This is a genomic window from Streptomyces sp. NPDC054757, from assembly GCF_053612185.1.
The window spans coordinates 76,041-98,600 of record NZ_JBSHBW010000026.1; the positions used below are offsets into that span (position 1 = coordinate 76,041).

The window sequence follows — 22,560 nt, forward strand, 5'->3', positions numbered from 1 at the left end:
GAAGTGGGGCGGGACCGATAGTTTGCGTGGGTACCACACAGCTATCGAAAGGGTGATCCGTTGAGCCGCTCGGTTCTCGTCACCGGAGGAAACCGGGGCATCGGCCTTGCCATCGCCCGCGCTTTCGCAGACGCAGGCGACAAGGTCGCGATCACGTACCGCTCCGGCGAACCGGCAGCCCTTGCCGAACAGGGGTTCCTGGCCGTCAAGTGCGACATCACCGACACCGAGCAGGTGGAGCAGGCCTACAAGGAGATCGAGGAGAAGCACGGTCCCGTGGAGGTGCTGGTGGCCAACGCCGGTGTCACCAGGGACCAGTTGCTGATGCGGATGTCCGAGGACGACTTCACCGCCGTACTCGACACCAACCTCACCGGCACCTTCCGGGTCGTGAAGCGGGCCAACCGCGCGATGCTGCGGGCCAAGAAGGGCCGTGTCGTCCTCATCTCATCGGTGGTCGGCCTGCTCGGCTCCGCGGGGCAGGCGAACTACGCCGCGTCCAAGGCAGGACTGGTCGGCTTCGCGCGCTCCCTCGCCCGTGAGCTCGGCTCTCGCAACATCACTTTCAACGTCGTCGCACCCGGTTTCGTCGACACCGACATGACCAAGGTGCTCACCGACGAGCAGCGCGCGGGCATCGTCTCGCAGGTGCCGCTCGGCCGGTACGCGCAGCCGGAGGAGATCGCCGCGACGGTGCGGTTCCTCGCATCCGACGACGCGTCGTACATCACTGGAGCCGTCATCCCCGTTGACGGCGGATTGGGCATGGGTCACTGATCACATGAGCGGAATTCTCGACGGCAAGCGCATCCTCATCACGGGTGTGCTGATGGAGTCCTCCATCGCCTTCCACGCCGCCAAGGTGGCTCAGGAGCAGGGCGCCGAGGTCATCCTGACCGCCTTCCCGCGGCCCACTCTCACCGAGCGCATCGCCAAGAAGCTGCCGAAGCCCGCCAAGGTCATCGAGCTGGACGTCACCAGCACCGAGCACCTCGACCGGCTCGCGGACCTGGTCCGGGACGAGCTCGGCTCGCTCGACGGCGTCGTGCACTCCATCGGCTTCGCTCCGCAGGACGCGCTCGGCGGGAACTTCCTCAACACCCCGTTCGAGTCGGTCTCCACGGCCATGCATGTCTCGGCGTTCTCGCTGAAGTCGCTGACCATGGCCTGCCTGCCGCTGATGAGCGAGGGCGGTTCTGTCGTCGGGCTGACCTTCGACGCCCAGTACGCCTGGCCGCAGTACGACTGGATGGGCCCCGCCAAGGCGGCGCTGGAGGCGACCTCCCGCTACCTCGCCCGTGACCTGGGCAAGCAGGACATCCGCTGCAACCTGATCTCCGCCGGCCCCATCGGCTCGATGGCCGCGAAGTCCATCCCGGGCTTCGGGGAGCTCGCGGACGTCTGGAACACCCGTTCCCCGCTCGCCTGGGACATGTCCGACCCCGAGCCGGCCGGCCGGGGCATCGTCGCGCTGCTCTCGGACTTCTTCCCGAAGACGACCGGCGAGATCATCCACGTCGACGGCGGCGTGCACATGATGGGCGCCTGACCGCCCGCACCGTCCGGGAGGCCACGGGCCCGTACCGCTCAGGCCCGTACCGCTCAGGCCCGTACCGCTCAGGAGGCCGCGCGACCGTCGAGGAGACGGCGCGCGGCCTCCGTGCGTTCCGGCGCGACCCGGATCCGTACCCCGTCGAACCCCGGTCCGCGCGTCGCGTCCAGAGCCATCCGGGAGGTCGTGCCGTCCACCGTGGACGACGGGTCGAGGGGGCTGCCCGGCAGACCGTCCACCCGGAAGACGTCCCGGTGCGGCTGGAGATGGGTGGCCACCGCCCAGAGCACCTCGGAGTCCCGGGTGATGTCCACGTCCTCGTCGACCGCGACCACCGTCTTCAGATACGGGTCCCAGCCGAGCAGCCCCAGCATGATCTGCCGGGCCTGGCCCGGCCGGCCCGACCGTATCGCCAGATACGCGTGGAAGTGCGTGCCCGACGTCGGATAGTGCAGCGCGGTCACCTCGGGGAAGCGCTCCATCAGCTTCTGCGCCATCTCCGACTCGCGCGGCACCCGCGCCAGATTGAGATGCTCGGCCGTGCTGCCGCCCACCACGTCCAGGAGCAGCGCGTCCCGGCGGCGCAGCACCCTCTCCACGGTCAGTACGTTGTGGGTCGAGCGGTCCGACGAGTATCCGGAGAACTCACCGAAGGGACCCTCGTCCGCCTCGCGGGCCGGATCGATGAACCCCTCCAGGACCGTCTCGGCGCTCGCCGGGACCCGTATCCCGTACGCGGGAGTGCGCACCACGTCCAGCGGCGCCCCGAACAGGCCGCCCGCCACGCTCCGTTCGTCGGTGCCGGCGCCCACCCGGGCCGAAGCGGCCAGCATGAACAGCGGGTGGGAGCCGATGACCATGGCCACCGGGAGACGTTCGCCGCGCTCCTGCGCCAGTCGCAGCAGCTGCCACAGATGGCCGCGCGAGTGGAGGCTGGTGGCCAGCTCGGTCCCGCTGTGCACCATCGCGCGGTGGTAGCTGAGATTGCCCGAGCGGCCATCGGCGTACGCGGGTGCCTCCGCCACGATGATGCCGTTCGTGATGTACGGGCCACGGTCCGACGCGAAGTGCCGGATCATCGGGAGCGTGCTCAGGTCGGGCCCGGTCACCGAGTCGAGCACCGGTCCGTCCGCCACCACCCGCGGCTCGCACCGGCGGGCCGAGGCCGCCTGGTAGGCGCGGTGCAGCCCGGCGGGCCCGGTGCCGAGCAGCCGGGCGATCCGGCGGCGCGAGGCGAACACATTGGTGACCAGGGGGGTGCCGAGCCCCGCGACGTCCCGGCAGACCACCATCTCGTCCCGGCCGCGCGCCGCCAGTTCCAGGACGAGCGCGGCCACGTCCTCGCCCTCGATCCGCTCCTCGACGGTGAGTACGTCATCGGGGTGCCCGGCCGTGTACCGGGCGAGGAAGTCCCGCAGATCCTGGGAGCCCGGGGGCGGCGCCGCCTCAGTGGTCACAGCAGACCCCCGCATGCTCACGGGCTCCGAACAGCCCGCCCCACTCGGGTGCTTCGACCGTCAGCCCCAGCAGGTCGAGCCCGGTCCTGATCGCCACCCGCGCCCCGTCGTACACCGGTTTCCCCAGCTCCCGTTCGAGCAGCGCGGCCACGGGCGCCACCGGCAGCTCCGTACCGGTCACCACCAGACACTGGGCGTCCGGCGCATCGGCGCCCGCCAGCATCCGCCGCAGCCGCGACACCGGCAGCTCCGCCGCCTCCCGCGCCGTCGCGAGACCCAGCGCGGTCACCGAGACCACCCGGAACCCGGCGGCCAGATAGGTGTCGGCCAGCCGCCCCGCGACCTGCTCGGAGCCCGGCGACACCAGGGCCAGCGAGGTCAGCCGCCGGTGGGCGAGCAGATCGAGCTGGCCCAGTGTGACGGTCGACGCGGGCACACCCGCCACCTCCTCGATCCGGCGCGCCACCGCCCGGCCGTGCGCCGCGCCGTGCAGATCGCTCGAACTGCCGCTCCAGACCACGGCGTCGACAGCCGCGTCGGCCAGCAGAGCCGCCGAGCGGGTCAGCTCCGCGGACTGCGAGGGCGCGATCGCGGGTCCGCACAGCACATCGGGCAGGGCGGTACGGGCGACCGGATGGGCGGCCTCGATGGCGACGGACCGGCAGATCTGGCCCGACCAGCGCTCGACGCCGACGGAGGGGGAGGGAACGAGATGACCGATGCGCCGCATGGCGGCACCTGCTTCCGTACCGGGGCGCCGGGACACCGCGCCCGAGGGGATGTGCGGAGGGAGGGCCGGCCCACTCATGGGGGAGAGGCCGGCCCCGGGACGGCGAAGCGGCGCTCAGGCGCGCGGCGTACCGGCCGCGTCCAGCGAGGCGTAGCTGTCCGTGAGGCGCAGCCGCGCCTCCTCCTGGTCGCGGGGCGGGGGAGTGGGCTTCAGACCCAGCAGCTTCGCCACGTTGTTGCCCAGATACCCCTCCAGGTCCTCCTCCGAGAGGTTCATGCCCTGGGGCGGCGGTCCGCAGAGCACCTCCAGCTCCCGCGCCCACATGCCCGGTTCGTTGGGCGGCGAGTCCGTGCCGAAGACCAGCTGGTGCTTCTCCATCTGCTGGGCGAACTCCACGATCCGCGACTGGAGCAGCCACCCCGACTCGCCGTACACATTGGGCGAGTCGAGGATCATGTAGAGCGCCTCGAAGCAGTAGACGCCGCCGGTCTGCACCCCGAAGTGCCCGAGGATGAAGTTGACGTTCGGGAACTCGCGGATGATCGGATAGAACTGTGTCGGGATCGAGTACGGCCCGTCACCGGTGTGGATCAGGACCAGGACACCCAGCTCGTCGCAGACCCGCAGCACCGGCCGGAGCCAGTCGAGCGCCCGGTCGGGCCGGTAGGCATGCATGTTCGCATGCAGCTTGAGCATCTTGTAGCCGTACTCCTTGACGTGGAACTCCAGCTCCTTGGCGCCGTTCTCCGGCCCGAAGCGCGGGTTGTACATGAAGTTCCCGATGAAGCGGTCGGGGTACGTCGTCACCAGTTCGGTGATGTACGCCATGTAGTCGCGGATGCCCTCACGGCCGCTGCGCATCCCGTCCTGCCAGACGCTGTTGCCGGGCGGGGGCATGATGCAGCCGTAGTCGATCCGGCGGGGCTTGCCGTTGATCATGTACGGGCCGTCCATCATGGCCAGGGTCCGCTCACCGGTGAACGGTTCGCCGTCGTGCCGCCATGCCTGGTCCACGACGTTCGTGGGATGCATATGAGTGTCGATGATCAAGGTGCTGTTCCTTCCCTGCTGGTTCTGGTGGTACGTACGCGGTGCGTGCAGAACCGTCGGGGGACCCGGGGGCGGGCCCGCATCACCTCCCTTCGCTGTCGTCGGGGCCGCTGTGGCCGGGACCGTCGTGGACACGGTCGCCGTGGTCGGGGCCGCCGTCGTCGGGGCCGCTCCCGCCCGGATCGCCCTGGACGAGGTCGGCGGGCCCCACCGGCACCCTGGGCAGGGCGAGGCCGGTGGCGTCGCGCAGCGCGTTGGCGATGGCCGGTGTCGACGACAGGGTCGGCGGCTCGCCCACCCCGTTCAGGCCGTACGGCGAGTCGGGGTGCGGCAGTTCGAGCAGATCGATGGGGACCTTCGGCATGTCCGCGATCGTCGGGATCAGATAGTCGGTGAAGGACGGATTGCGCACCGTGCCGCCCTGGACGCGCAGCTCCTCCATCAGCGCCAGACCGAGGCCCTGGGCGCTGCCCCCCTCGATCTGGCCCTCCACCGCGAGGGGGTTCATCGCCCGGCCGACGTCCTGGGCGGTGGCCAGCTCGACCACCTTGACCAGACCGAGCCCGGTGTCGACGTCCACCACGGCCCGGTGGGCGGCGAACGCGAAGGCGATATGGGCGTCGCCCTGGCCGCGTTCGGGATCGATGGGGAAGGTGCGGCGGTGGTGGTACTCGTACTCCGCCTCGACCGGCCCCTCCGCGAGCAGTGCCTCCAGCGGCCCGTCCCCGCGGGCGGTCAGCTCCTCCCGTACGGCCTTGCAGGCGCCCTGCACCGCGCCGCCGCTCATCCAGCTGATCCGGGAGGCCGACGACGAACCCGCATCACCGACCCGGGTGTCGGCGGGCAGCACCACCACCCGCTCGACGCCCAGCTCGGTCCTGGCGATCTGCGCCTGTACGGTCACGATGCCCTGGCCGCACTCGGCGGCGGCGGTGTGGATCTCGGCCACCGGTTCCCCGTTCACCAGGGCGAGCCGGACCCGGGCCACCGAACGGTCGTCCACCCCGCCGGAGAAGCCGATCGCCTTGACCCCGATGGCATAGCCGACCCCGCGGACCACGCCCTCGCCGTGTGTGGTGTTGTTCAGCCCGCCCGGCCGCGCGAACGCGTCGTCCCCGGTGGGCGGCAGCGGCCGGGCGCGCAGCCGTTCCAGCAGCTCGGCGGCGGGCGCGGGACCGTCCACCGCCTGCCCGGTGGGCAGCACCGTCCCGGTCGTCATGGCGTTGCGGATACGCAACTCCACCGGGTCCATGGCGAGTTCACGGGCCAGCCGGTCGAGGTTGGACTCCACCCCGTAACAGGACTGCACCGCCCCGAAGCCGCGCATCGCCCCGCACGGCGGGTTGTTGGTGTAGACGCAGTAGCCGTCGATCTCGGCGTGCGGTACGTCGTAGGCGCCCGCCGCGAAGTACGAGCCGTTGGCTATGACCACCTGCGAGGTGGAGGTGTAGGCCCCGCCGTCGAAGAGCAGCCGCGCCCTGACGTACACGAGCTTCCCGTCGCGCGTCGCACCGTGCTCGAAGCGCATCCGGGCCGGGTGGCGGTGCACATGGCCGTAGAACGACTCCTCGCGGTTGTAGCTCATCTTCACCGGGCGGCCGGTGTGCAGGGCCAGCATCGCCGCGTGGATCTGCACCGAGACGTCCTCGCGTCCGCCGAAGGCCCCGCCGACCCCGGAGAGCGTCAGCCGCACCTTCTCCGGCGGCAGCCCGAGCGCCGCGCACATCTGGTGCTGGTCGTCGTGGAGCCATTGGGTCGACACATAGACATCGACACCGCCGTCCTCCGCCGGTATCGCGAGGCCCGCCTCGGGGCCCAGGAACGCCTGGTCCTGCATGCCGACCTCGTACGTCCCCGACACGACCACATCGGCGAGCCGCCGGGCCCCGGCCATGTCGCCGTGCCGGATGCGGACATGGCGTACGACATTGCCGGACCTCCCGTCGGCCCGGTGCTCATGGACCAGCGGGCCCCCGCCGCCGAGCGCCCGCTCGGGGTCGGTCAGCGGTTCGAGCACCTCGTACCCGACATCGATCAGCCGCAGGGCGCGGCGGGCCGTCTCCGGGTGGTCGGCCGCCACCAGGGCCACCGGCTCGCCCTGGTAGCGCACCCGGTCGGCGGCGAGCACCGGCTGGTCGGCGACCTTCATCCCGTACAGCGGCCGGCCGGGTACGTCCTCGTGGGTGAGGACCGCGACCACACCCGGCAGCCGGAGGGCGGCCGCGGTGTCCAGCCGCACGATCCGCGCCGAGGGGTGCGGGCTGCGCAGCGTCGCACCCCACACCATCGCGTCGTCGTGCAGATCGGACGCGTACGCGAAGGCCCCCTGGACCTTCAGCCGGCCGTCGGGCCGCAGAACGCTCGCGCCGACCCCCTGCCGGCTGCCGGTGACGGTGCTCACGGGCCCTCACTTCCCTTCTGCTGTAGGGGTTGCGGTGCGGGGTGGTGGGGTGAGGCGGGGCTGTGGCGATGGGCTGTGGTGCGGGTCCGCCGCACGGAGATCAGCGCGTGGGCGCCGGGCGCTCCTGTTCCACCGGGTGTACGGGAGCGGGCCCGCCCTCCGTACGGTCGGGGCCCGGGGCCACCGCCTGGGACAGCCGGATCCGCAGCCGCCTGATGTGGTCGCGGGCCGTGAGTTCGGCCGCGTCCGGGTCGCCCGCGGTCATCGCCTCGAAGATCCGGCGGTGTTCCTCCACGGCCAGCCGGGGGGCCTGGGGGCTGCGCCACAGCGCGTGCAGCGCGAGGTGGGCCTTGCCCTGCACGGTGTCCAGGGCCGCGGTGAGATGGGCGTTGCCCGCGACTTCGCGGATGAGGCGGTGGTAGGCCATGTCCATCTCGGTGTGCGCCTGTTCGTCGTCGCCCGCGGCCACGACCTGCTCGTGCCGCTCCAGGAGGTCGCGCAGCTCGGAGACCCGGGTGGCGTCGAGCCGCTCGGTGGCGAGCCGGGCGGCCAGCCCCTCCATCACCTCGCGGACCACGTACAGCTGGCGCACGTCGTCGACGTCGACCGTGGCGACCACGGCGCCCCGGTGGGCGACATGGGTGGCCAGACCGTCATGGATCAGCCGCTGCACGGCCTCCCGGACGGGGCTGCGGCTGATCCCCAGCTGGGTGGCGAGCGCGGGCACCGAGAGCGCGTCGCCCGGACGCAGCCGGTTGGCGAGCACCGCGCCCTTCAGCTCCTCGTAGGCCCGGTCGGCAAGCAGGCTTCCGGCCGCGACCGGGTTCACTGCTCTCTCCGTCGGCATGCCCCAACTCCCTCTGCGTCGCTCATGGCGCACCGGTGACCAGGTGCCCATGACTCCACTGATGCTCATGAGGCCGGCGACGCCTCGTCCGATGTGCTGGGAATCCCGTTCTCCAGCTGTTCTTCATGTTGCATGTAATCCTCGGGCGGGTCAATGGAGTGCGCAGCCCTCTTCCGACGCCCCGGCAGCCTGAAATGATGGAAGAAGAGGTTGAGCAGCACGGCCATCAGCGTGCCGAGGATGATGCCGCTCTCGAAAAGTGCATGCAGTTGCCGGTCCGGCATCCGGTCAGCGAACTGCGGGAACGCGGTCGGCAGGAAGCCGACCCCGACGCTCGCGGCGACCAGGACCGTATTGCGCTGGTCGGCGAGGTCGGCCTGGACCAGGATCTGCACCCCGACCACGGCGATCGTGGAGAAGAGCACGATCGTGGCGCCGCCCAGCACAGAGGCCGGCATCGAGGAGACGACGGCGCCCACCTTCGGCACCACACCGAGGATCATCATGATCACGCCGGACGCCGCGACGATCCACCGGCTCTTCACCCGGGTCAGCCTGATCAGTCCGATGTTCTGCGAATAGACCGTGCTGGGAAAGGAGTTGAGGAGCCCGGCCGCCACCGTCGCGAGGCCGTCCGCACGCAGGGCCCGGGTCACCTGCCGGCCGTCGACCTCACGGCCGACGATCCGGCCCACCGCGAAGAACTGCCCGATGGACTCCACCGCGATGATGATCATCACCAGTACGACGGAGAGCACCGCGGTCAGTTCGAAACGCGGCGGCCCGTAGTGCATCGGCGCCGCCATGCCCAGCCACGCGGAACCGCCGATCCCGGAGAAGTCGGTCTCCCCGGCGAGCGCGGCCACCACCGTGCCGACGACCAGGCCGAGCAGCACCGCCACCGTGGCCAGGAACCCCCGGGAGAACTTGTGCAGCAGCAGGATCACCAGGAGCGTGACACCGGCGAGCCCCAGATGGACCGGTGAGCCGAAGGTGCGCTGGGAGGGGTCGCCGCCGCCCACCTGCCGGGCCGCCACCGCGAGCAGGGTGATCCCGACGATGGTCACGATGGTGCCGGTGACCAGGGGCGGGAAGAACGCGACCAGCTTGCTGAAGACCGGCGCGATCACGAAGAGCGCGAGCCCGGCGGCGATCACGGCCCCGAAGACGGTCGGCAGCCCGGCCTTCGCACCGCCCGCGGCGAGGCCCACCGATACGAGCGAGGGCACCGCCGTCGTCGACGTGCCCTGCACCACCGGCAGCCGGATGCCGATCCCGGGCAGCCCCACCGACTGCAGCAGGGTGGCGAGACCGCAGGTCAGCAGCGAGGCGTTGACCAGCATCCCGATGTCCCTTGCGGGCATGCCGATGCCCTGCGCGACGAGGAGCGGCATGACGACCGCCCCGGCGTAGAAGGCGAGCACATGCTGGAGTCCGTAGACGGCCAGCCGCCAGAACGCCGGCACGGCCTCCACCGGGTCGGCCTCCACCGGGTCTGCCGCTGCGGGACCGGCCGCCGCCGGATCCGCCTCTGCGACCGGTCCCGCCGCCGGATCCGCCTCTCCGGCCGGTGCCGCCACCGGATCCTCCGGCCGGTCCGTGCTGTCACGGCCCTGAACTGCCTTGCGCGACATGTGCGTTCTCCCTCCACCCGCCCCACGGCGGGGGTTGTTCACTGCGCACGTACGGGGGCCGCGGACGGGCAGCCGACAGGGAAATCGGTACGGGGAAACCGGTACGGGGAAACCGGTACAGGGAAATCAGTGCGGGACATCGGAACAGGGGGATCGGAACAGGGGACCGGGTGCGCGAGGCCGGGGCGCTCAGCGGTTCCAGGGGCGGGTCAGCCCGCCGAACCCGGCACGCTCCACCAGCTTCTCGGACCGCTCCTGTGCCTCCGCGAGCAGCGCCTCCTCGTCCACCAGCGGACAGCGGCCGTCCTCGAAGACGATCCGTCCGTCGACCACGGTCAGCTCCACATCGGAGCCGCGCGACGCGTACACGAGGGTCGAAACCGTACGGTGCAGAGGCACTTGGTGCGGGCGCCCCAGCGCGACCACCGCCAGGTCCGCCGGCGCGCCCGCGGTCAGGACACCGGCCCCCGTGCCCGCGTAACGGGCGCCCTCCCGGGTGGCCAGCTCCAGAGCCTCCTCGCAGCGTGCCGCGGCCGGGTCGAGGGTGTGCTGGCGCTGGCCGAAGAGCGTCTGCTTCATCACCTCGAACATGTCCTGGCGGTGTCCGGCACTGGGCCCGTCGGTGCCGAGCGCGACCACGGCGCCCGCCTCCCGCAGTGCGCGCAGCCGCATCACACCGGACGCCAGATAGGCGTTCGACACCGGGTTGTGGGCGACACCGGCCCCCCGTTCCCCGATCCGGCGGACCTCCGATCCGTCCAGCCACACGGCGTGCGCGAGGGTGGTCCGCTCGTCGAGCAGACCCTCGGCGGCCAGCCAGTCGACCGGCCTGATGCCGTACGCCTCCAGATAGCTCTCCGGATCCTTCGCCCCCTCGCTGCAGTGTGTGTGCCAGCGCGTCCCCGACTCGGCGGCCAGCTCCGCCGCGCCCCTGACCAGGTCCTGGTCCACATAGCTGAGGTTGAGGGGAGCCGGCCAGATCTCCACCCTGGAGCCGGGCGGCCGACGCCGTACGCACTCCCGGGTGAGCTCCAGCTCCTCGGCCACGGAGTACCGGAAGAGTGCGGGAGGCAGCCCCCGTGCGTGCGCCACCGGGGTCCGGTGCCCGATCATGCCGCGGGCCACCGCACCGCGCAGCCCCGCCGATTCGACCGCATCCGCCACCGCGAGCACGGTCTCCGGGTCGGTGGGCGCGTAGTGGTTGTCGATGACGGTGGTGATGCCCGAGCGCAACGCCTCCACCGCGCCGAGTGCGGCCGCGACCCTCGCGTCGTCGGGGGTCACGGCTATCGAGTACGGCCACATGAACTCACACAGCCAGGGCCAGATGGAGAGTCCCTCGCCCAGCCCCCGGGCGAGGGACTGGAAGAGGTGGCTGTGTCCGTCGGTGAAGCCGGGGACGACGGCTCGGCCCCGGCAGTCGACCGTACGGGCCGCCCGCCACGCGGCATCGGTCTCCGCGGCCGGGCCCACCGCCGCGATGCGGTTCCCGGTGATGGCGACCGAGCCCGGCTCGTACACGGACCGCTCTCCGTCCACGGTCAGCACCCGCCCGCCCGACAGCAGAAGATCGCACTCCATGGGACCCCCAGAGGTTCGGTGCCAGTTACGGCATACTCAACATTGCATGTAACATATTGCGACCCCTGTGCATGTCAACGCTTCTCGCGAACCCTTCTCGCGGCACTTCGCCGACCGCCCCGGCTGTCCCACCCAACTCGTGGAACGGGACGAACCACCGCAGACTGATCAGGCCGGGACGCTCCCCGGTCCTTCCGGGGAGGAGGCACGGGTATGCGTTCGATCCGCTACGGGACAGCGGTCCTGCTCGTGGCCTCGGCCGGAGTGGCGGGGCTCGCCGCCCCCACGAGCGTGCAGGCGGAACCGGCCCCCTTCGGCGCCGGGTGTCTCATATCCACCAGGGGCTCGCATACGACAGCCACCTGCCACAACGGATATGTCGGAACCGACCGGATCGCCCTCCATGTCGAGTGCGCCCGGTGGTGGGACATCGACATGGACGGCGCGCCGGCCGACGTCGGACCCGCGCAGAGCGTGCGGCTCACCGGCCGCTGCTGGAAGGAGATCGGCTCGGTCTGGGTGACCCACCGGCGGGTGGACTGAGCCGCCCTCGTGCGGGACGCCCCCAGCCTGACTGCACCAGCCTGACTGCACCAGCCCCTTACACGGAAGCCCCCGGACAAGCGGTGAACGCATGGCTCGCCGCCTCCGTGGCCGCAAGCTCGGCATCCCCGTCCCGGATCGCCCCGACCAGCCGGCTGTGGTCCATGTACCCCTCGGGCCGCAGCTCGCGCCCCACGTCGCCCCGGAGCCAGTGCCTGAGCAGGTCGCCCAGGTCGGCGTAGAGCTCGGTCAGTACGTCGTTGTGCGAGGCGTTCACGATCGCCAGGTGCAGGGTCGCGTCGGCGGCGACGAACGCCTCCGCGTCACCCGCATCCCAGGTCCGCTCGCGCTCCGCGAGCAGGGCGGCCAGCTGCTTCAGATCCCGCTCGGTGCGCCGCTCGGCCGCCAGCCGGGCGGCGGACGACTCCAAGGTCGAGCGCAGCTCCGCCACGTGCCGGGGGTCGGCCGATGCGAACCGGCGGTGCATCACCCCGGCCAGCTCACTGGTGGCGATCACATAGGTGCCCGAACCCTGGCGGATGTCCAGCAGCCCGTTGTGCGCCAGCGCCCGTACCGCTTCCCGGACGGTGTTGCGGGCCACGCCCAGCTGCTCGACCAGTTCGGGCTCGGTCGGGATCCGGGAGCCGACCGGCCACTCGCCCGCGGTGATCTGGTTCCGCAGCTCGGTGATCACCTGGTCGGCGAGTGCGGAACGCCGGGGAGTGTTCAGCGCCATGGTGCTCCTCGTTCGGGGTCGCGTCGGTTGGGGCCGCGTCGGTTGGGGCCGGGGTCGCGCAAGGGGAAACCGGGATTGGACAACCAATCATCCCATGATTCTATGATGTCCTTATGTCAGACGACGAGACGAAGATCCTCGCCCCCGCCACCGAGCCACGCCCCACGGGCGAGCCACACCGGACGACCGGTGACGCGCGCCCGCAGTCCGCCGCGTGGACCGTGAAACTGGTGATGGCCGGGATCGTTCTCGCCGCTGTCAATCTCCGTCCGGCGATCACGAGTCTCGGCGCCCTCCTCGAAGAGGTGCGCGACGGCCTCGGGATGAGCGGCAGCATCGCCGGTGTCCTCACCTCCGTACCGCCGCTCTGCTTCGCCGTCTTCGGTGTCATGTCACCGCGGCTGGCCCGCCGCTTCGGACCGGGCGCCGTCGTCTGCGCCGGAATGGTGGCCATCACCGCCGGGCTGGTGATCCGTCCCTTCGCGGGCGGTACGGCGGGCTTCCTGGCGGCCAGTGCGCTGGCTCTGATGGGTATCGCCGTGAGCAATGTGCTGATGCCCGTGATCGTCAAGCGGTACTTCCCGGACCGCGTCGGTTCGATGACCGGGCTCTACTCGATGGCCCTCGCCCTCGGCACCTCCCTCGCGGCCGCCGTCACCGTGCCGCTGACCGACGGCATGGGCGGCAGCTGGCGGCTGGGTCTCGGGGTCTGGGCGGTGCTGGCCGCCGTGGCCGTACTGCCCTGGATCGCGCTCGTCAAGGACCGCAGCACCACGGCGGCGAACGAGCCGGCCACCGCCGCGGAGGCCCCGGACATCACCGCCGCCGCCCGGCCGGATGCGCCCGCACGGCGGATCACCAGCAGCCCCACGGCCTGGGCCCTCGCCTGCTTCTTCGGCCTCCAGGCCACCGCGGCCTACGTCACCATGGGCTGGATGCCGCAGATCTTCCGCGACGCGGGGGTGTCGGCCGGCACGGCGGGGCTGCTGCTCGCCGTCACGATGGTGATGGGCGTGCCGCTGGCCTTCGTCATACCGAGGCTGGCGAGCCGGATGAAGCACCAGGGCCCCATCGTCGTCGCCCTCGGCGCCTGCGGGCTCGCCGGTTACGCCGGTCTCTATCTGGCCCCTTCCGGCGGCGCCTGGGCCTGGGCGCTGCTGCTCGGCATCTCCAACTGCTCGTTCCCGCTGGCCCTCACGATGATCGGCATGCGCTCCCGGAGCGGCGCCGGGGTGGTCAGGCTCTCCGCGTTCGCCCAGTCCGCGGGCTATCTGATCTCCATCCCGGGCCCGCTTCTCGTCGGTGTCCTCTACCAGCACAGCGGTGGCTGGGGGCTGCCCATCGCGCTGATGGCCGGCCTGATGGTGCCGCAGATCGCCGTCGGGATCCTCGCCGGGCGGGACCGGACGATCGAGGACGAATCCTGAGATGCGAGACTGACCCCATGCCAGTGCTCGAACCGAATCCCCCGAACGGTCAGAAGAAGCTCCTGCTCACGCTCGGAGCCATGCTCGCGGTCACGGTGATCGTCGCGATCATCGCCACGCTCGCCTCGCCCTGACCCTCCCACCGCCCGGCCCGGCGCCCCGGCCCGACCTTCCGGCCGGGCGTTCCGGCCGGAAGGTGGTGCTGGCCCCACCATCCCTTAGGGGGCCAGGGTCAGGGTGAAGTAGGTGGGTCACCGGATGGGAGAGCGCGCCCGCACTCCGTAGGTTCAAGGACAACAGTCACCGCGAACCTCATGGAGGCGGCCATGCCGGCCCGTCCGCACACCACCGGCCCCCACCACGGACCCGCGCAGAGCGGTATCGACGTCCGGCTGCCCTGGTGGGCCGTCGCGCTGCCCGCGCTGGCCTTCGCCGTTCTGCTGCTGCTCATCAGCGCGCCGGGGCAGGCGCATACGGGCACCGGCGAGGCCACCGTCACACGCGTCCTGGAGCGCATCCAGCAGAGCCTGCCGCTGTAACCGTGGTCTTCCCGCCGTAGCCGTGGCCTTCTCGCTGCAGCCGTGGTCTCCCGCTCCGGCACTGCCCGGCCACCGTGGCCCGGCCCCGTTCACCCGTGCCGGGGGAGCCTCCCCAACTCCCTGCGCCCGATGGTCCGATCCATGCGAAGCTGGATTGTATGAGCGCCGTTGTGTCATCCGGGGAAACACCCCCCGGAGCCCCTGAGTCCCGCAGGATTGTCCTTCTCCGGCACGCGAAGGCCGACTGGCCCGAGGTGTCGGACCACGACAGGCCGCTCGCCGACCGCGGCCGTCTGGATGCAGCGGCCGCCGGCAGCTGGCTCGCATCGCACGAGCCGCAACTCGGCCTGGCTCTCTGCTCCACCGCGGTCAGAACGCGTGAGACCTGGAAACTCGCCGTCCAGGAGCTGCCGGACCGCCCGCGGACCGTCTACGAGGAGCGGCTGTACGAGGCGTCCCTCGGCGAACTGCTCGCGCTGCTCAACGAGATCCCCGACGACGTGGCCGAAGTCCTGGTCATCGGCCACAATCCCGGTACGCACGCGCTCGCCGACGCACTGGCGGGCGAAGCGGAGGGGGACGCGCTGGCCAGGATGAACCGCAGCGGTTACCCGACCGCGGGGATCGCCGTCATCGAGTTCAGCGGTCCGTGGAAATCCGTCGAGCACGGCGTGGGCACCCTGACGTCCTTCTGGGCCCCGCACGAATAAGGCCAGGCCCCCGTACGCGTACGTACGGCCGCCCCGCCCCGCCGAACGCGCGGGGCGGGGCGGCCGTACTCCGGGGCGGTGCGGCCCCCGGGCGTCAGACCCCGTCGTCGACGAGGCCGTCCGCGGCCTCGACCTCTTCGCGGGTGATGCCCAGCAGATAGAGCACGGTGTCCAGGAAGGGCACGTTCACCGCCGTGTCGGCCGCCTTGCGGACCACGGGCTTGGCGTTGAACGCGACGCCGAGGCCCGCCGCGTTGAGCATGTCCAGGTCGTTGGCACCGTCCCCGATGGCGACGGTCTGCGCCAGCGGGACACCCGCCTCCGCGGCGAAGCGCCGCAGCAGCCGTGCCTTCCCCGCGCGGTCCACGATCTCGCCGGTGACCCGCCCGGTGAGCCTGCCGTCCACGATCTCCAGCGTGTTGGCCGACGCGAAATCGAGGCCCAAGCGCCCCTTGAGGTCATCGGTGACCTGGGTGAACCCGCCGGAGACGACGCCCACTTGGTAGCCGAGCCGCTTCAGCGTACGGATCAGGGTGCGGGCACCGGGAGTGAGCCGTACCTCGGACCGCACCTTGTCGACGACCGAGGCATCGAGCCCGGCCAGCAGCGCCACCCGCGCGTGCAGCGACTGCTCGAAGTCGAGCTCGCCACGCATCGCGCGCGCCGTCACCTCCGCGACCTCCTGCTCACATCCCGCGTGCGCGGCGAAGAGTTCGATCACCTCGTCCTGGATGACGGTCGAGTCCACATCCATCACGACGAGCCGCTGGGCGCGGCGGTGCAGCCCCGCCGAGATCACGGCCACATCCACGCCGAGCACCGACGCCTCGATGGCGAGCGCCGTGCGCAGCGGCTCGGTCTCCACCCCGGACACCGCGAACTCCACTGCGGTCACCGGGTACTTGGCCAGCCGGAAGATACGGTCGATGTTGCCGCCCGTGGCGGTGATGCTGGCCGCTATGGCGGCGGTCGACTCGGCGGTGAGCGGGTTGCCGAGCACGGTCACATGGGAACGCCCGCTGCCCCGGGGCCGGTTGTCACCGGTACCGGAGATGATCTCGGCCTCCATCCCGATGGACTCGGCCCAGCTGTGCACGGTCGCTCGCAGCTCGCCCTGGGCGTTGCCGCCGGGGCCCGGAGCCGTGACGAGTACGCACAGGACGATCCGGCCACGGGTGACCACCTGCTCGATGTCGACGACGTCGACTGCGTAAGCGGCGAGGGTGTCGAAGAGCCCGGCGGTGAGCCCGGGGCGGTCCTTCCCGAAGATCTTGACGAGAAGGGTCGGGGAGTCCTCGTGGACTGCTGGCTGAGATGCGCTCATGGTGGTCCCACCGTATAGGTCCCGGGCGTGCCGCACCCGGGCTGTCCCGAGGACCGGACGCCGGGACCTGGGCCGCCCGGCGCACCGGCGGCTTCGGCCCCATTTGTCCCTGACGTCGCCGGGGCCGGTGCCCCTCCACCCCATTGGTACGCGGTCGTCACACGGCCCGGCTTCCCGATACGTCACCGGGCCTGAAATAGTTCCCCAGGATGTTCGCCATCCCTAGACTCCCTGCAACGGGGGTATTTCGGGGGACAACAAGTGGGGCTGGAGTGCCGGAACTCGTACTTGAACTGAATGGCAGGATCTGGACGCTCGACCCGTCCAGGTCGTACACCCTCGGCCGTGATCCGCAGGGGGACCTGCCGGTCGACGACGCCAGGGTCTCGTGGCGACACGCCACCATCAGCTGGGGAGGCCGCGGCTGGGTGATCGAGGACCACGGGTCCACCAACGGCACCTATGCGCAGGGGCAGCGGATCCAGCAACTGGAGATAGGTCCCGGTTCCGCGGTGCACCTCGGCAACGCGGCCGACGGCCCGCTGCTGACCGTATCCGCCCCGGCTGCCGCCGCCCAGAGCCAGGCGCCCGCGCAGGCCCAGGCGCCCGCGCAGGCCCAGGCGGCCGCGCCGATGCACGCCCCGCAGGCCGCCCAGGGGCAGGGACCGGCGTACGCCCCTCCCCAGCAGCAGGGCGCCCCGGCGGAGTGGGCCCCGGCCCGGCCTCCGCAGAATGGCGCCCCGCCGGACGCCGCCCCGCCGGACGCCGCCCCGCAGGGCTGGCAGCAGCCGCAGGGGCAGATGCCGCAGCAGGGCCAGGTGTCCCCGCACGGCCAGGTGCCCCCGCAGGGCGGACCGGCGGACGGGGGCGCGGGGGCCCCGCCGGCCTACGGCGACCGCAGCCCGACCACCTTCCACCAGCTGGCCTTCGGCCGGGTGATGCGCATCGGCCGTGCGCTGGAGAACGAACTGGTCGTCTCCGACCTCCAGGTCTCCCGCAACCACGCCGAGTTCGTCGCGACACCGGACGGCCGCTTCGAGATCCGGGACCTCGGATCGCACAACGGCACGTACATCAACGGCCAGCCGATGGCGAAGTCCGGCACGGCCCTGATCGGCCCGAACGACATCGTCGGTGTCGGTCACTCGACCTTCCGGCTGGTGGGCGACCGTCTTGAGGAGTTCGTCGACACCGGCGAGGTCTCCTTCTCCGCCCGCCACCTCACGGTGACGGTCGACGGCGGCAAGGACATCCTCAAGGACGTCTCGTTCGGGGTCCCCGAGAAGTCGCTCATCGCGGTCATCGGCCCCTCGGGCTCCGGGAAGTCCACCCTGCTCAAGGCGCTCACCGGCTACCGGCCCGCCAACCGCGGCGATGTCCTCTACGACAACCGGAATCTGTACAAGCAGTTCGCCGAGCTGCGCCAGCGCATCGGACTGGTCCCGCAGGACGACATCCTGCACAAGGAACTCACGGTCCGTAAGGCGATGAAGTACGCGGCCAAGCTGCGCTTCCCCGCCGACACCACCGAGGCGGAGCGCTCGTCGCGCATCGACGAGGTGCTGCGCGAGCTGAAGCTGGACATCCACAAGGAGAAGAGGGTCGCCTCCCTCTCCGGTGGCCAGCGCAAGCGCGTCTCGGTCGCACTCGAACTGCTGACCAAGCCGTCGCTGATCTTCCTGGACGAGCCGACGTCCGGGCTCGACCCGGGCATGGACCGCGATGTCATGCAGCTGCTGCGTGGCCTCGCCGACGACGGCCGTACGGTCCTCGTCGTCACCCACTCCGTGGCCGAGCTCGCCATCTGCGACAAGCTCCTGGTGATGGCGCCCGGCGGCTCAGTCGCGTACTTCGGCCCGCCCGAGGAGGCACTCAACTTCTTCGGCTACAGCAGCTGGGCCGATGTCTTCTCGGCGTTCGAGAACTACCGCGACTACGACTGGGCGGGGCGCTGGCGCGGTTCGCAGCACTACCAGATGTACGCGGCGGACATCGACGCGGTCGCCGTGCAGTCGGTCCAGATGCCGTCCGCGCAGTCGATGAGACCGCCGAAGCCGCAGGCGTGGGGCTCCCAGCTGTTCACCCTGATGCGCCGCTATGTGTCGGTGATCGTCTCGGACAAGGGCTTCATGGCGCTCTCCCTGCTGCTGCCCGCGGTGCTGGGCACGGTCGGGGCGCTGATCCCCACGGATTACGGACTGGGCTTCGGCCCGCTCTCCGGGCACCTCAGCAACGGGGACGGCGCGGTGATCCTGCTGATCCTCGCGGTGGGGGCCTGTTTCGCCGGGGCGGCCAACTCCGTACGAGAACTGATCAAGGAACGGGTGATCTACGAACGGGAGCGGGCCACCGGTCTGTCGCGTTCCGCCTATCTGATGTCCAAGGTGATCGTGCTCGGCCTGATCACCCTGGTGCAGGGCGCCATCATCGGCGGTATCGGCTTCGGCACGAAGACCGCGCCGACGGAGGGCGTCGTCTTCCCGTCCTCCACCCGGGTCGAGATGACCCTGCCGATCATGGCGCTCGGCCTCACCTCGATGATGATCGGCCTGATCATCTCCTCGCTGGTGAAGACCTCCGAGAAGACCATGCCGCTCCTCGTCATGTTCGCCATCACACAGGTCGTCTTCACCGGCTGCCTCTTCACCCTGAACGGCGCCGCGGGCATCAACCAGTTCTCCTTCCTGATGCCCGCCCGCTGGGCGGTGGCGGCCGCGGGTGCCACCGCGTCGCTGAACGTGCTGCTGCCCAACAAGAAGGACCCCGGCAGCACCGACCCGCTCTGGGACCACACGCTCGGGACCTGGGTGATGGACATGGGGGTCCTGCTCGTCATCGGCGTGGTCTGCGGTGTCGTGGTGGCGCGTCTGCTGCGCCGGCACGAGCCCGAGGTCATGCGCAAGTAGCCGCCGGAGGAGTCCGGCGGACCGGAACAGCGCCGAAGGGCGGCACCCGCAGTGGGGTGCCGCCCTTCGGCGCTGTCCGGCAGTGTGCCGGACCGGTGATCAGTACGTGCTCAGTGCCGGATCAGTAGGCGCTGTTGACGTTGTCGATCGAGCCGTAGTTCGCGGCGGCGTAGTTCGCGGCAGCGGTGATGTTGGCGACCGGGTCGTAGATGTTGAACGATGTTCCGGCGACGTGGTAGGTGTCGAAGGTCGGCTGGATGGTCTGGAGCAGACCCTTCGACGGGACACCGTTCTGGGCGTTGATGTCCCAGTTGTTGATGGCCTGCGGGTTGCCGCCGGACTCACGCATGATGTTGCGCTGCAGACCGTCGTACGAGCCGGGGATGCCCTTGGCCTTCATGATGTCCAGGGCGTGGCGGATCCAGCCGTCGAGGTTGTTCGCGTAGACGGTCGTGCGGGTGGCGGCGCGGCTGGCGGCCGTCTTGGCCGCGCGCTCCTTCGCCGCCTTCGCGGCAGCGGCCTTGGCCTTGGCGGCGGCGGCCTTCTTCGCCTTTGCGGCGGCTTCGGCCTTCGCCTTCGCGGCTGCCTTGGCCTTCGCTTCGGCCTTGGCCTTGGCCTCGGCCTTCGCCTTCAGCGCGGCTGCCTTGGCCTTCGCCGCCGCGGCCTTGGCGGCCTTGTCGGCGTGGGTCTGCTGCGTGTGGAGGCTTGCCTCCACGGTCTTGGTCTGCGAGGCGAAGGCCACCGGGGCGGCGTCGACCGACGTGTGGGTCGTCTCGGCGGACGCGTTTCCGGGCACAAGCGTGAAGGCGACGGCTGCGGCGCCGACGGCGGCCACACCACCGATCGAGTACTTGTGGGTCTTGGTCAGCCGACGACGGCCGTGGCGGTTCTCGGTCATGCGGGCGTACCTCTTCGAATAGCGGAAGTCGCGAGCGCCGGGGGCGGCGGTTGCGCCCCTGGGGCGGCGACGGGAGCAATTCTTAGCGGCCGCAAAATATTGTGGCAAAGGTGTGACGTACGATCCTGATTAGTGGCGCAGGGGGAGCTCTGGAGGGCTGGGCGCCCGCGCGTACCCGGCCCATGCGCCCCTTAACCATCCACTAGCGAACCTCGTAAGTGACGTGGGTCCTATGCGCGGCGTCACATCGATTGCACAGCAAATTCACTATGCGTTGCTTCAGCAATTCGGAGCGTCAGGTTCCTCATCCGGAAGGATGAGGTGCACATCCCCGAACTCGTGCCAGAGGTAGAGGGCTCGTACCGCTTCCGCATAGCTGCGCTCCAGGGCCGCACGCCCCGCGACCGCCTCCAGCATCAGCAGATGAGAGGCCTCCGGCTCATGCAGCCCGGTCAGCAGCCCGTCCACCACCCGCACTCCGCGAGCCGGTGTGACCACCAGATCCGTCCACCCCGCCCGCGCCCCGACCACCCCGTCGGCCCCGGCCGCGGTCTCCAGGGCCCGCACCGCCGTCGTCCCCACCGCGACGACACGCCCGCCGCCCGCCCGCGCCGCGTTGACCAGCCTGGCCGTGGCCTCCGGCACCTCGAACCGTTCGGGATAAGGGGTCTCGTGCGCCTCCGCCGACGCCACTCCGGTGTGCAGCACCACCGGGGCGAACTGGATCCCGCGGCTCACCAGCTCCGCGACGAGCCCCGCCGTGAAGGGCCGTGCGGCGCTCGGCATCTCCGCCGACCCGGCCCCGTCCGGCGCGGCCAGCGCGAACACCGTCTGGTACACGGAGAGCGGCTGGTCGCGCCGGGTGTACGCGTACCGGATCGGACGGCCGTACCGCCGCATCAGCTCCGGCACACCGGCCACCGAAGGCCGGGCCCACCACAGCCGCTCCTCACCGTCGGCCAGCGGCTCCTCCCACACCAGCCGTACGCCACCGGGCAGTCGCACCACGGATCCCGCAGGACCGCCCGCACACCGCCGGGTGCTCCCGCCCGGCACCGGCTCCCGCAGCTCCACCGCCCACCGGCCGTCGTCCCCGGATGCGGAGAAGTGCACCACCACACGGGCCCCCGCCCCGGACGTCCCGTCGACCGCGGCGGGCAGCGTCCGCGAGGTGTTCACCACCAGGACGTCCCCCGCCCGCAGCAGCTCCGGCAGCTCCCGGAAGGCGTGGTGGGAGACCGCCGTGCCGCGCGACACCATCAGCCGTACGTCGTCCCGGCCGCGCCCGCGCTCCTCGGCGGGCACCGCCGCCAGCAGCCCATCTGGGACCCGCAGCGGCTGCCGCGCCCTCATCGCACCTCACCGGCCAGTGCGGCAGCCGTGTACCGGCCGCTCGCCGGCCGTTCGGCGAGCAGCCGCAGAAACGCCGGGACCACATCCGACGGCGCGGCCCGGTACTCCTCGTCACCGGGCACCGCGGCCGCGTACAGATCCGTCCGCATGTCGCCCGGATCCACCGCCCACACCCGCAGCCCCGGCTCCTCGGCCGCCAGCACCGCCGACAGCTGGTCCAGCGCGGCCTTCGACGCCCCGTACCCGCCCCAGTCCGGGTACGCCTCGACAGCGGCGTCCGAACTCACCGTGATCACCGCCCCCGCACCGGCCGCCCGCAGCAGCGGCAGCGCCTCCCGCACCAGGCCGAGGGCCGCCACCACATTGGTCTCCAGCGCCGCCCGCAACCCCTCGGGGGTCAGCTCCGCCAGACGTACGAGCGGCTCGGCGCCCAGCGCGCTCGCATTGCTGACCAGCAGATCCAGCCCGCCCAGCGCACGCGCGGCCCCGATCAGCCGGCTCCGGTGCGCGGCGTCGGTCACATCCCCCGCCACCGCCACCACCCGCGTGCCGTACTCCGCGAGCTCCCGCTCCGCCCTCTCCAGCACCTCCCGGTCCCTCGCATCGACGACCAGGTCCCAGCCCCGCTCCGCGAGCCCGGCCCCGAGCGCCCGGCCCAGCCCCTTCGATCCGCCGGTGATGACTGCTACCGCCATGGCACGCCCTCTTCCTTCGCGTTCCTCGCTTGGTGCCATCAACGTAGGAACGCGGTCCCGCCCCGCGCCTCGTCCGCGGGACGGGGCGGCGGCGGCACTTCGGCCTAGTCCTCCCGGCCCCCGGCCTGGTCCCAGCGGACCGGACCCCGGGCCGTCCACAGCCCGATACGGCCCGGC

Annotated in this window: 20 protein-coding genes; 8 read left to right on the forward strand and 12 right to left on the reverse strand. The window is 71.2% G+C overall.

What is annotated here, in order from left to right; genetic code table 11:
* Positions 1 to 60 precede the first annotated feature (60 nt).
* Together fabG and fabI are read left to right on the forward strand one after the other, a co-directional pair.
* Entirely contained in the window at positions 61 to 777 is a 717-nt protein-coding gene (gene fabG, locus ACWGKJ_RS26850; protein WP_385032396.1) for a 3-oxoacyl-[acyl-carrier-protein] reductase, read from the forward strand.
* 4 nt (positions 778 to 781) lie between these two features.
* Positions 782 to 1,549, forward strand: a complete 768-nt coding sequence (gene fabI / locus ACWGKJ_RS26855; protein WP_385032399.1) for an enoyl-ACP reductase FabI — start codon at positions 782 to 784, stop codon at positions 1,547 to 1,549.
* A gap of 68 nt (positions 1,550 to 1,617) precedes the next feature.
* On the opposite strand, the gene ACWGKJ_RS26860 is transcribed toward fabI, so the two are convergent.
* From ACWGKJ_RS26860 to ACWGKJ_RS26890, 7 genes are all read right to left on the reverse strand, one after another.
* Positions 1,618 to 3,009 (reverse strand): UbiD family decarboxylase, encoded by a 1,392-nt coding sequence (locus ACWGKJ_RS26860; protein ID WP_385032402.1) that lies wholly within the window; start codon positions 3,007 to 3,009, stop codon positions 1,618 to 1,620.
* Positions 2,999 to 3,739 carry an aspartate racemase/maleate isomerase family protein gene (locus ACWGKJ_RS26865; RefSeq protein WP_385032405.1) on the reverse strand — a complete coding sequence of 247 codons (741 nt, stop codon included), beginning with the start codon at positions 3,737 to 3,739 and terminating at the stop codon, positions 2,999 to 3,001. Before ACWGKJ_RS26865 ends, ACWGKJ_RS26860 begins: the two co-directional genes overlap by 11 nt.
* A gap of 114 nt (positions 3,740 to 3,853) precedes the next feature.
* Entirely contained in the window at positions 3,854 to 4,789 is a 936-nt protein-coding gene (locus ACWGKJ_RS26870) for an amidohydrolase family protein (RefSeq protein WP_385032408.1), read from the reverse strand.
* Positions 4,790 to 4,871: 82 nt separating this feature from the next.
* Positions 4,872 to 7,190 carry a molybdopterin cofactor-binding domain-containing protein gene (locus ACWGKJ_RS26875; protein ID WP_385032411.1) on the reverse strand — a complete coding sequence of 773 codons (2,319 nt, stop codon included), beginning with the start codon at positions 7,188 to 7,190 and terminating at the stop codon, positions 4,872 to 4,874.
* A gap of 100 nt (positions 7,191 to 7,290) precedes the next feature.
* A complete protein-coding gene (locus ACWGKJ_RS26880; protein WP_385032414.1) occupies positions 7,291 to 8,037 on the reverse strand; it encodes a GntR family transcriptional regulator in 747 nt (248 codons plus the stop codon).
* 65 nt (positions 8,038 to 8,102) lie between these two features.
* A complete protein-coding gene (locus ACWGKJ_RS26885) occupies positions 8,103 to 9,671 on the reverse strand; it encodes a nucleobase:cation symporter-2 family protein (RefSeq protein WP_385032417.1) in 1,569 nt (522 codons plus the stop codon).
* Between the two features lie 189 nt (positions 9,672 to 9,860).
* Positions 9,861 to 11,252: an amidohydrolase family protein gene (locus tag ACWGKJ_RS26890; protein WP_385032420.1), complete on the reverse strand. Its 1,392-nt coding sequence runs from the start codon at positions 11,250 to 11,252 to the stop codon at positions 9,861 to 9,863.
* 213 nt (positions 11,253 to 11,465) lie between these two features.
* Between ACWGKJ_RS26890 and ACWGKJ_RS26895 the strand changes: the two genes are divergently transcribed.
* The gene (locus ACWGKJ_RS26895; RefSeq protein WP_385032423.1) at positions 11,466 to 11,795 is read left to right on the forward strand and encodes a hypothetical protein; all 330 of its coding nucleotides are present in this window, start codon (positions 11,466 to 11,468) and stop codon (positions 11,793 to 11,795) included.
* Positions 11,796 to 11,853: 58 nt separating this feature from the next.
* Here ACWGKJ_RS26895 and ACWGKJ_RS26900 read toward each other — a convergent pair whose 3' ends face one another.
* A complete protein-coding gene (locus tag ACWGKJ_RS26900) occupies positions 11,854 to 12,531 on the reverse strand; it encodes a FadR/GntR family transcriptional regulator (protein ID WP_385032426.1) in 678 nt (225 codons plus the stop codon).
* A 113-nt stretch (positions 12,532 to 12,644) separates the two neighbouring features.
* Between ACWGKJ_RS26900 and ACWGKJ_RS26905 the strand changes: the two genes are divergently transcribed.
* The 4 genes from ACWGKJ_RS26905 (at position 12,645) to ACWGKJ_RS26920 (ending at position 15,207) form a co-directional block, all read left to right on the forward strand.
* On the forward strand, positions 12,645 to 13,958 hold the full coding sequence (locus ACWGKJ_RS26905) for a CynX/NimT family MFS transporter (protein WP_385032429.1): 1,314 nt from the start codon (positions 12,645 to 12,647) through the stop codon (positions 13,956 to 13,958).
* A gap of 17 nt (positions 13,959 to 13,975) precedes the next feature.
* The gene (locus tag ACWGKJ_RS26910; RefSeq protein ID WP_385032432.1) at positions 13,976 to 14,092 is read left to right on the forward strand and encodes an SGM_5486 family transporter-associated protein; all 117 of its coding nucleotides are present in this window, start codon (positions 13,976 to 13,978) and stop codon (positions 14,090 to 14,092) included.
* Between the two features lie 192 nt (positions 14,093 to 14,284).
* Positions 14,285 to 14,497 carry a hypothetical protein gene (locus ACWGKJ_RS26915; RefSeq protein ID WP_385032435.1) on the forward strand — a complete coding sequence of 71 codons (213 nt, stop codon included), beginning with the start codon at positions 14,285 to 14,287 and terminating at the stop codon, positions 14,495 to 14,497.
* A gap of 158 nt (positions 14,498 to 14,655) precedes the next feature.
* Complete coding sequence (locus ACWGKJ_RS26920) at positions 14,656 to 15,207, forward strand: SixA phosphatase family protein (RefSeq protein WP_385032438.1); 552 nt, start codon at positions 14,656 to 14,658, stop codon at positions 15,205 to 15,207.
* 94 nt (positions 15,208 to 15,301) lie between these two features.
* Here ACWGKJ_RS26920 and serB read toward each other — a convergent pair whose 3' ends face one another.
* Positions 15,302 to 16,531 (reverse strand): phosphoserine phosphatase SerB, encoded by a 1,230-nt coding sequence (serB, locus tag ACWGKJ_RS26925; RefSeq protein WP_453315834.1) that lies wholly within the window; start codon positions 16,529 to 16,531, stop codon positions 15,302 to 15,304.
* Positions 16,532 to 16,803: 272 nt separating this feature from the next.
* Here serB and ACWGKJ_RS26930 point away from each other — a divergent pair, with 272 nt between their 5' ends.
* Positions 16,804 to 19,437 (forward strand): FHA domain-containing protein, encoded by a 2,634-nt coding sequence (locus ACWGKJ_RS26930; RefSeq protein WP_385034019.1) that lies wholly within the window; start codon positions 16,804 to 16,806, stop codon positions 19,435 to 19,437.
* A 121-nt stretch (positions 19,438 to 19,558) separates the two neighbouring features.
* Here the strand turns inward: ACWGKJ_RS26930 and ACWGKJ_RS26935 are convergent, their stop codons facing one another.
* The 3 genes from ACWGKJ_RS26935 to ACWGKJ_RS26945 all read right to left on the reverse strand — a co-directional run bounded on the left by ACWGKJ_RS26935 (position 19,559) and on the right by ACWGKJ_RS26945 (position 22,383).
* The gene (locus ACWGKJ_RS26935; protein WP_385033410.1) at positions 19,559 to 20,335 is read right to left on the reverse strand and encodes a transglycosylase SLT domain-containing protein; all 777 of its coding nucleotides are present in this window, start codon (positions 20,333 to 20,335) and stop codon (positions 19,559 to 19,561) included.
* A 279-nt stretch (positions 20,336 to 20,614) separates the two neighbouring features.
* Complete coding sequence (locus ACWGKJ_RS26940; protein WP_385033407.1) at positions 20,615 to 21,688, reverse strand: S-adenosylmethionine:tRNA ribosyltransferase-isomerase; 1,074 nt, start codon at positions 21,686 to 21,688, stop codon at positions 20,615 to 20,617.
* Positions 21,685 to 22,383: an SDR family NAD(P)-dependent oxidoreductase gene (locus ACWGKJ_RS26945; RefSeq protein WP_385033404.1), complete on the reverse strand. Its 699-nt coding sequence runs from the start codon at positions 22,381 to 22,383 to the stop codon at positions 21,685 to 21,687. Before ACWGKJ_RS26945 ends, ACWGKJ_RS26940 begins: the two co-directional genes overlap by 4 nt.
* Positions 22,384 to 22,560: the final 177 nt, after the last annotated feature.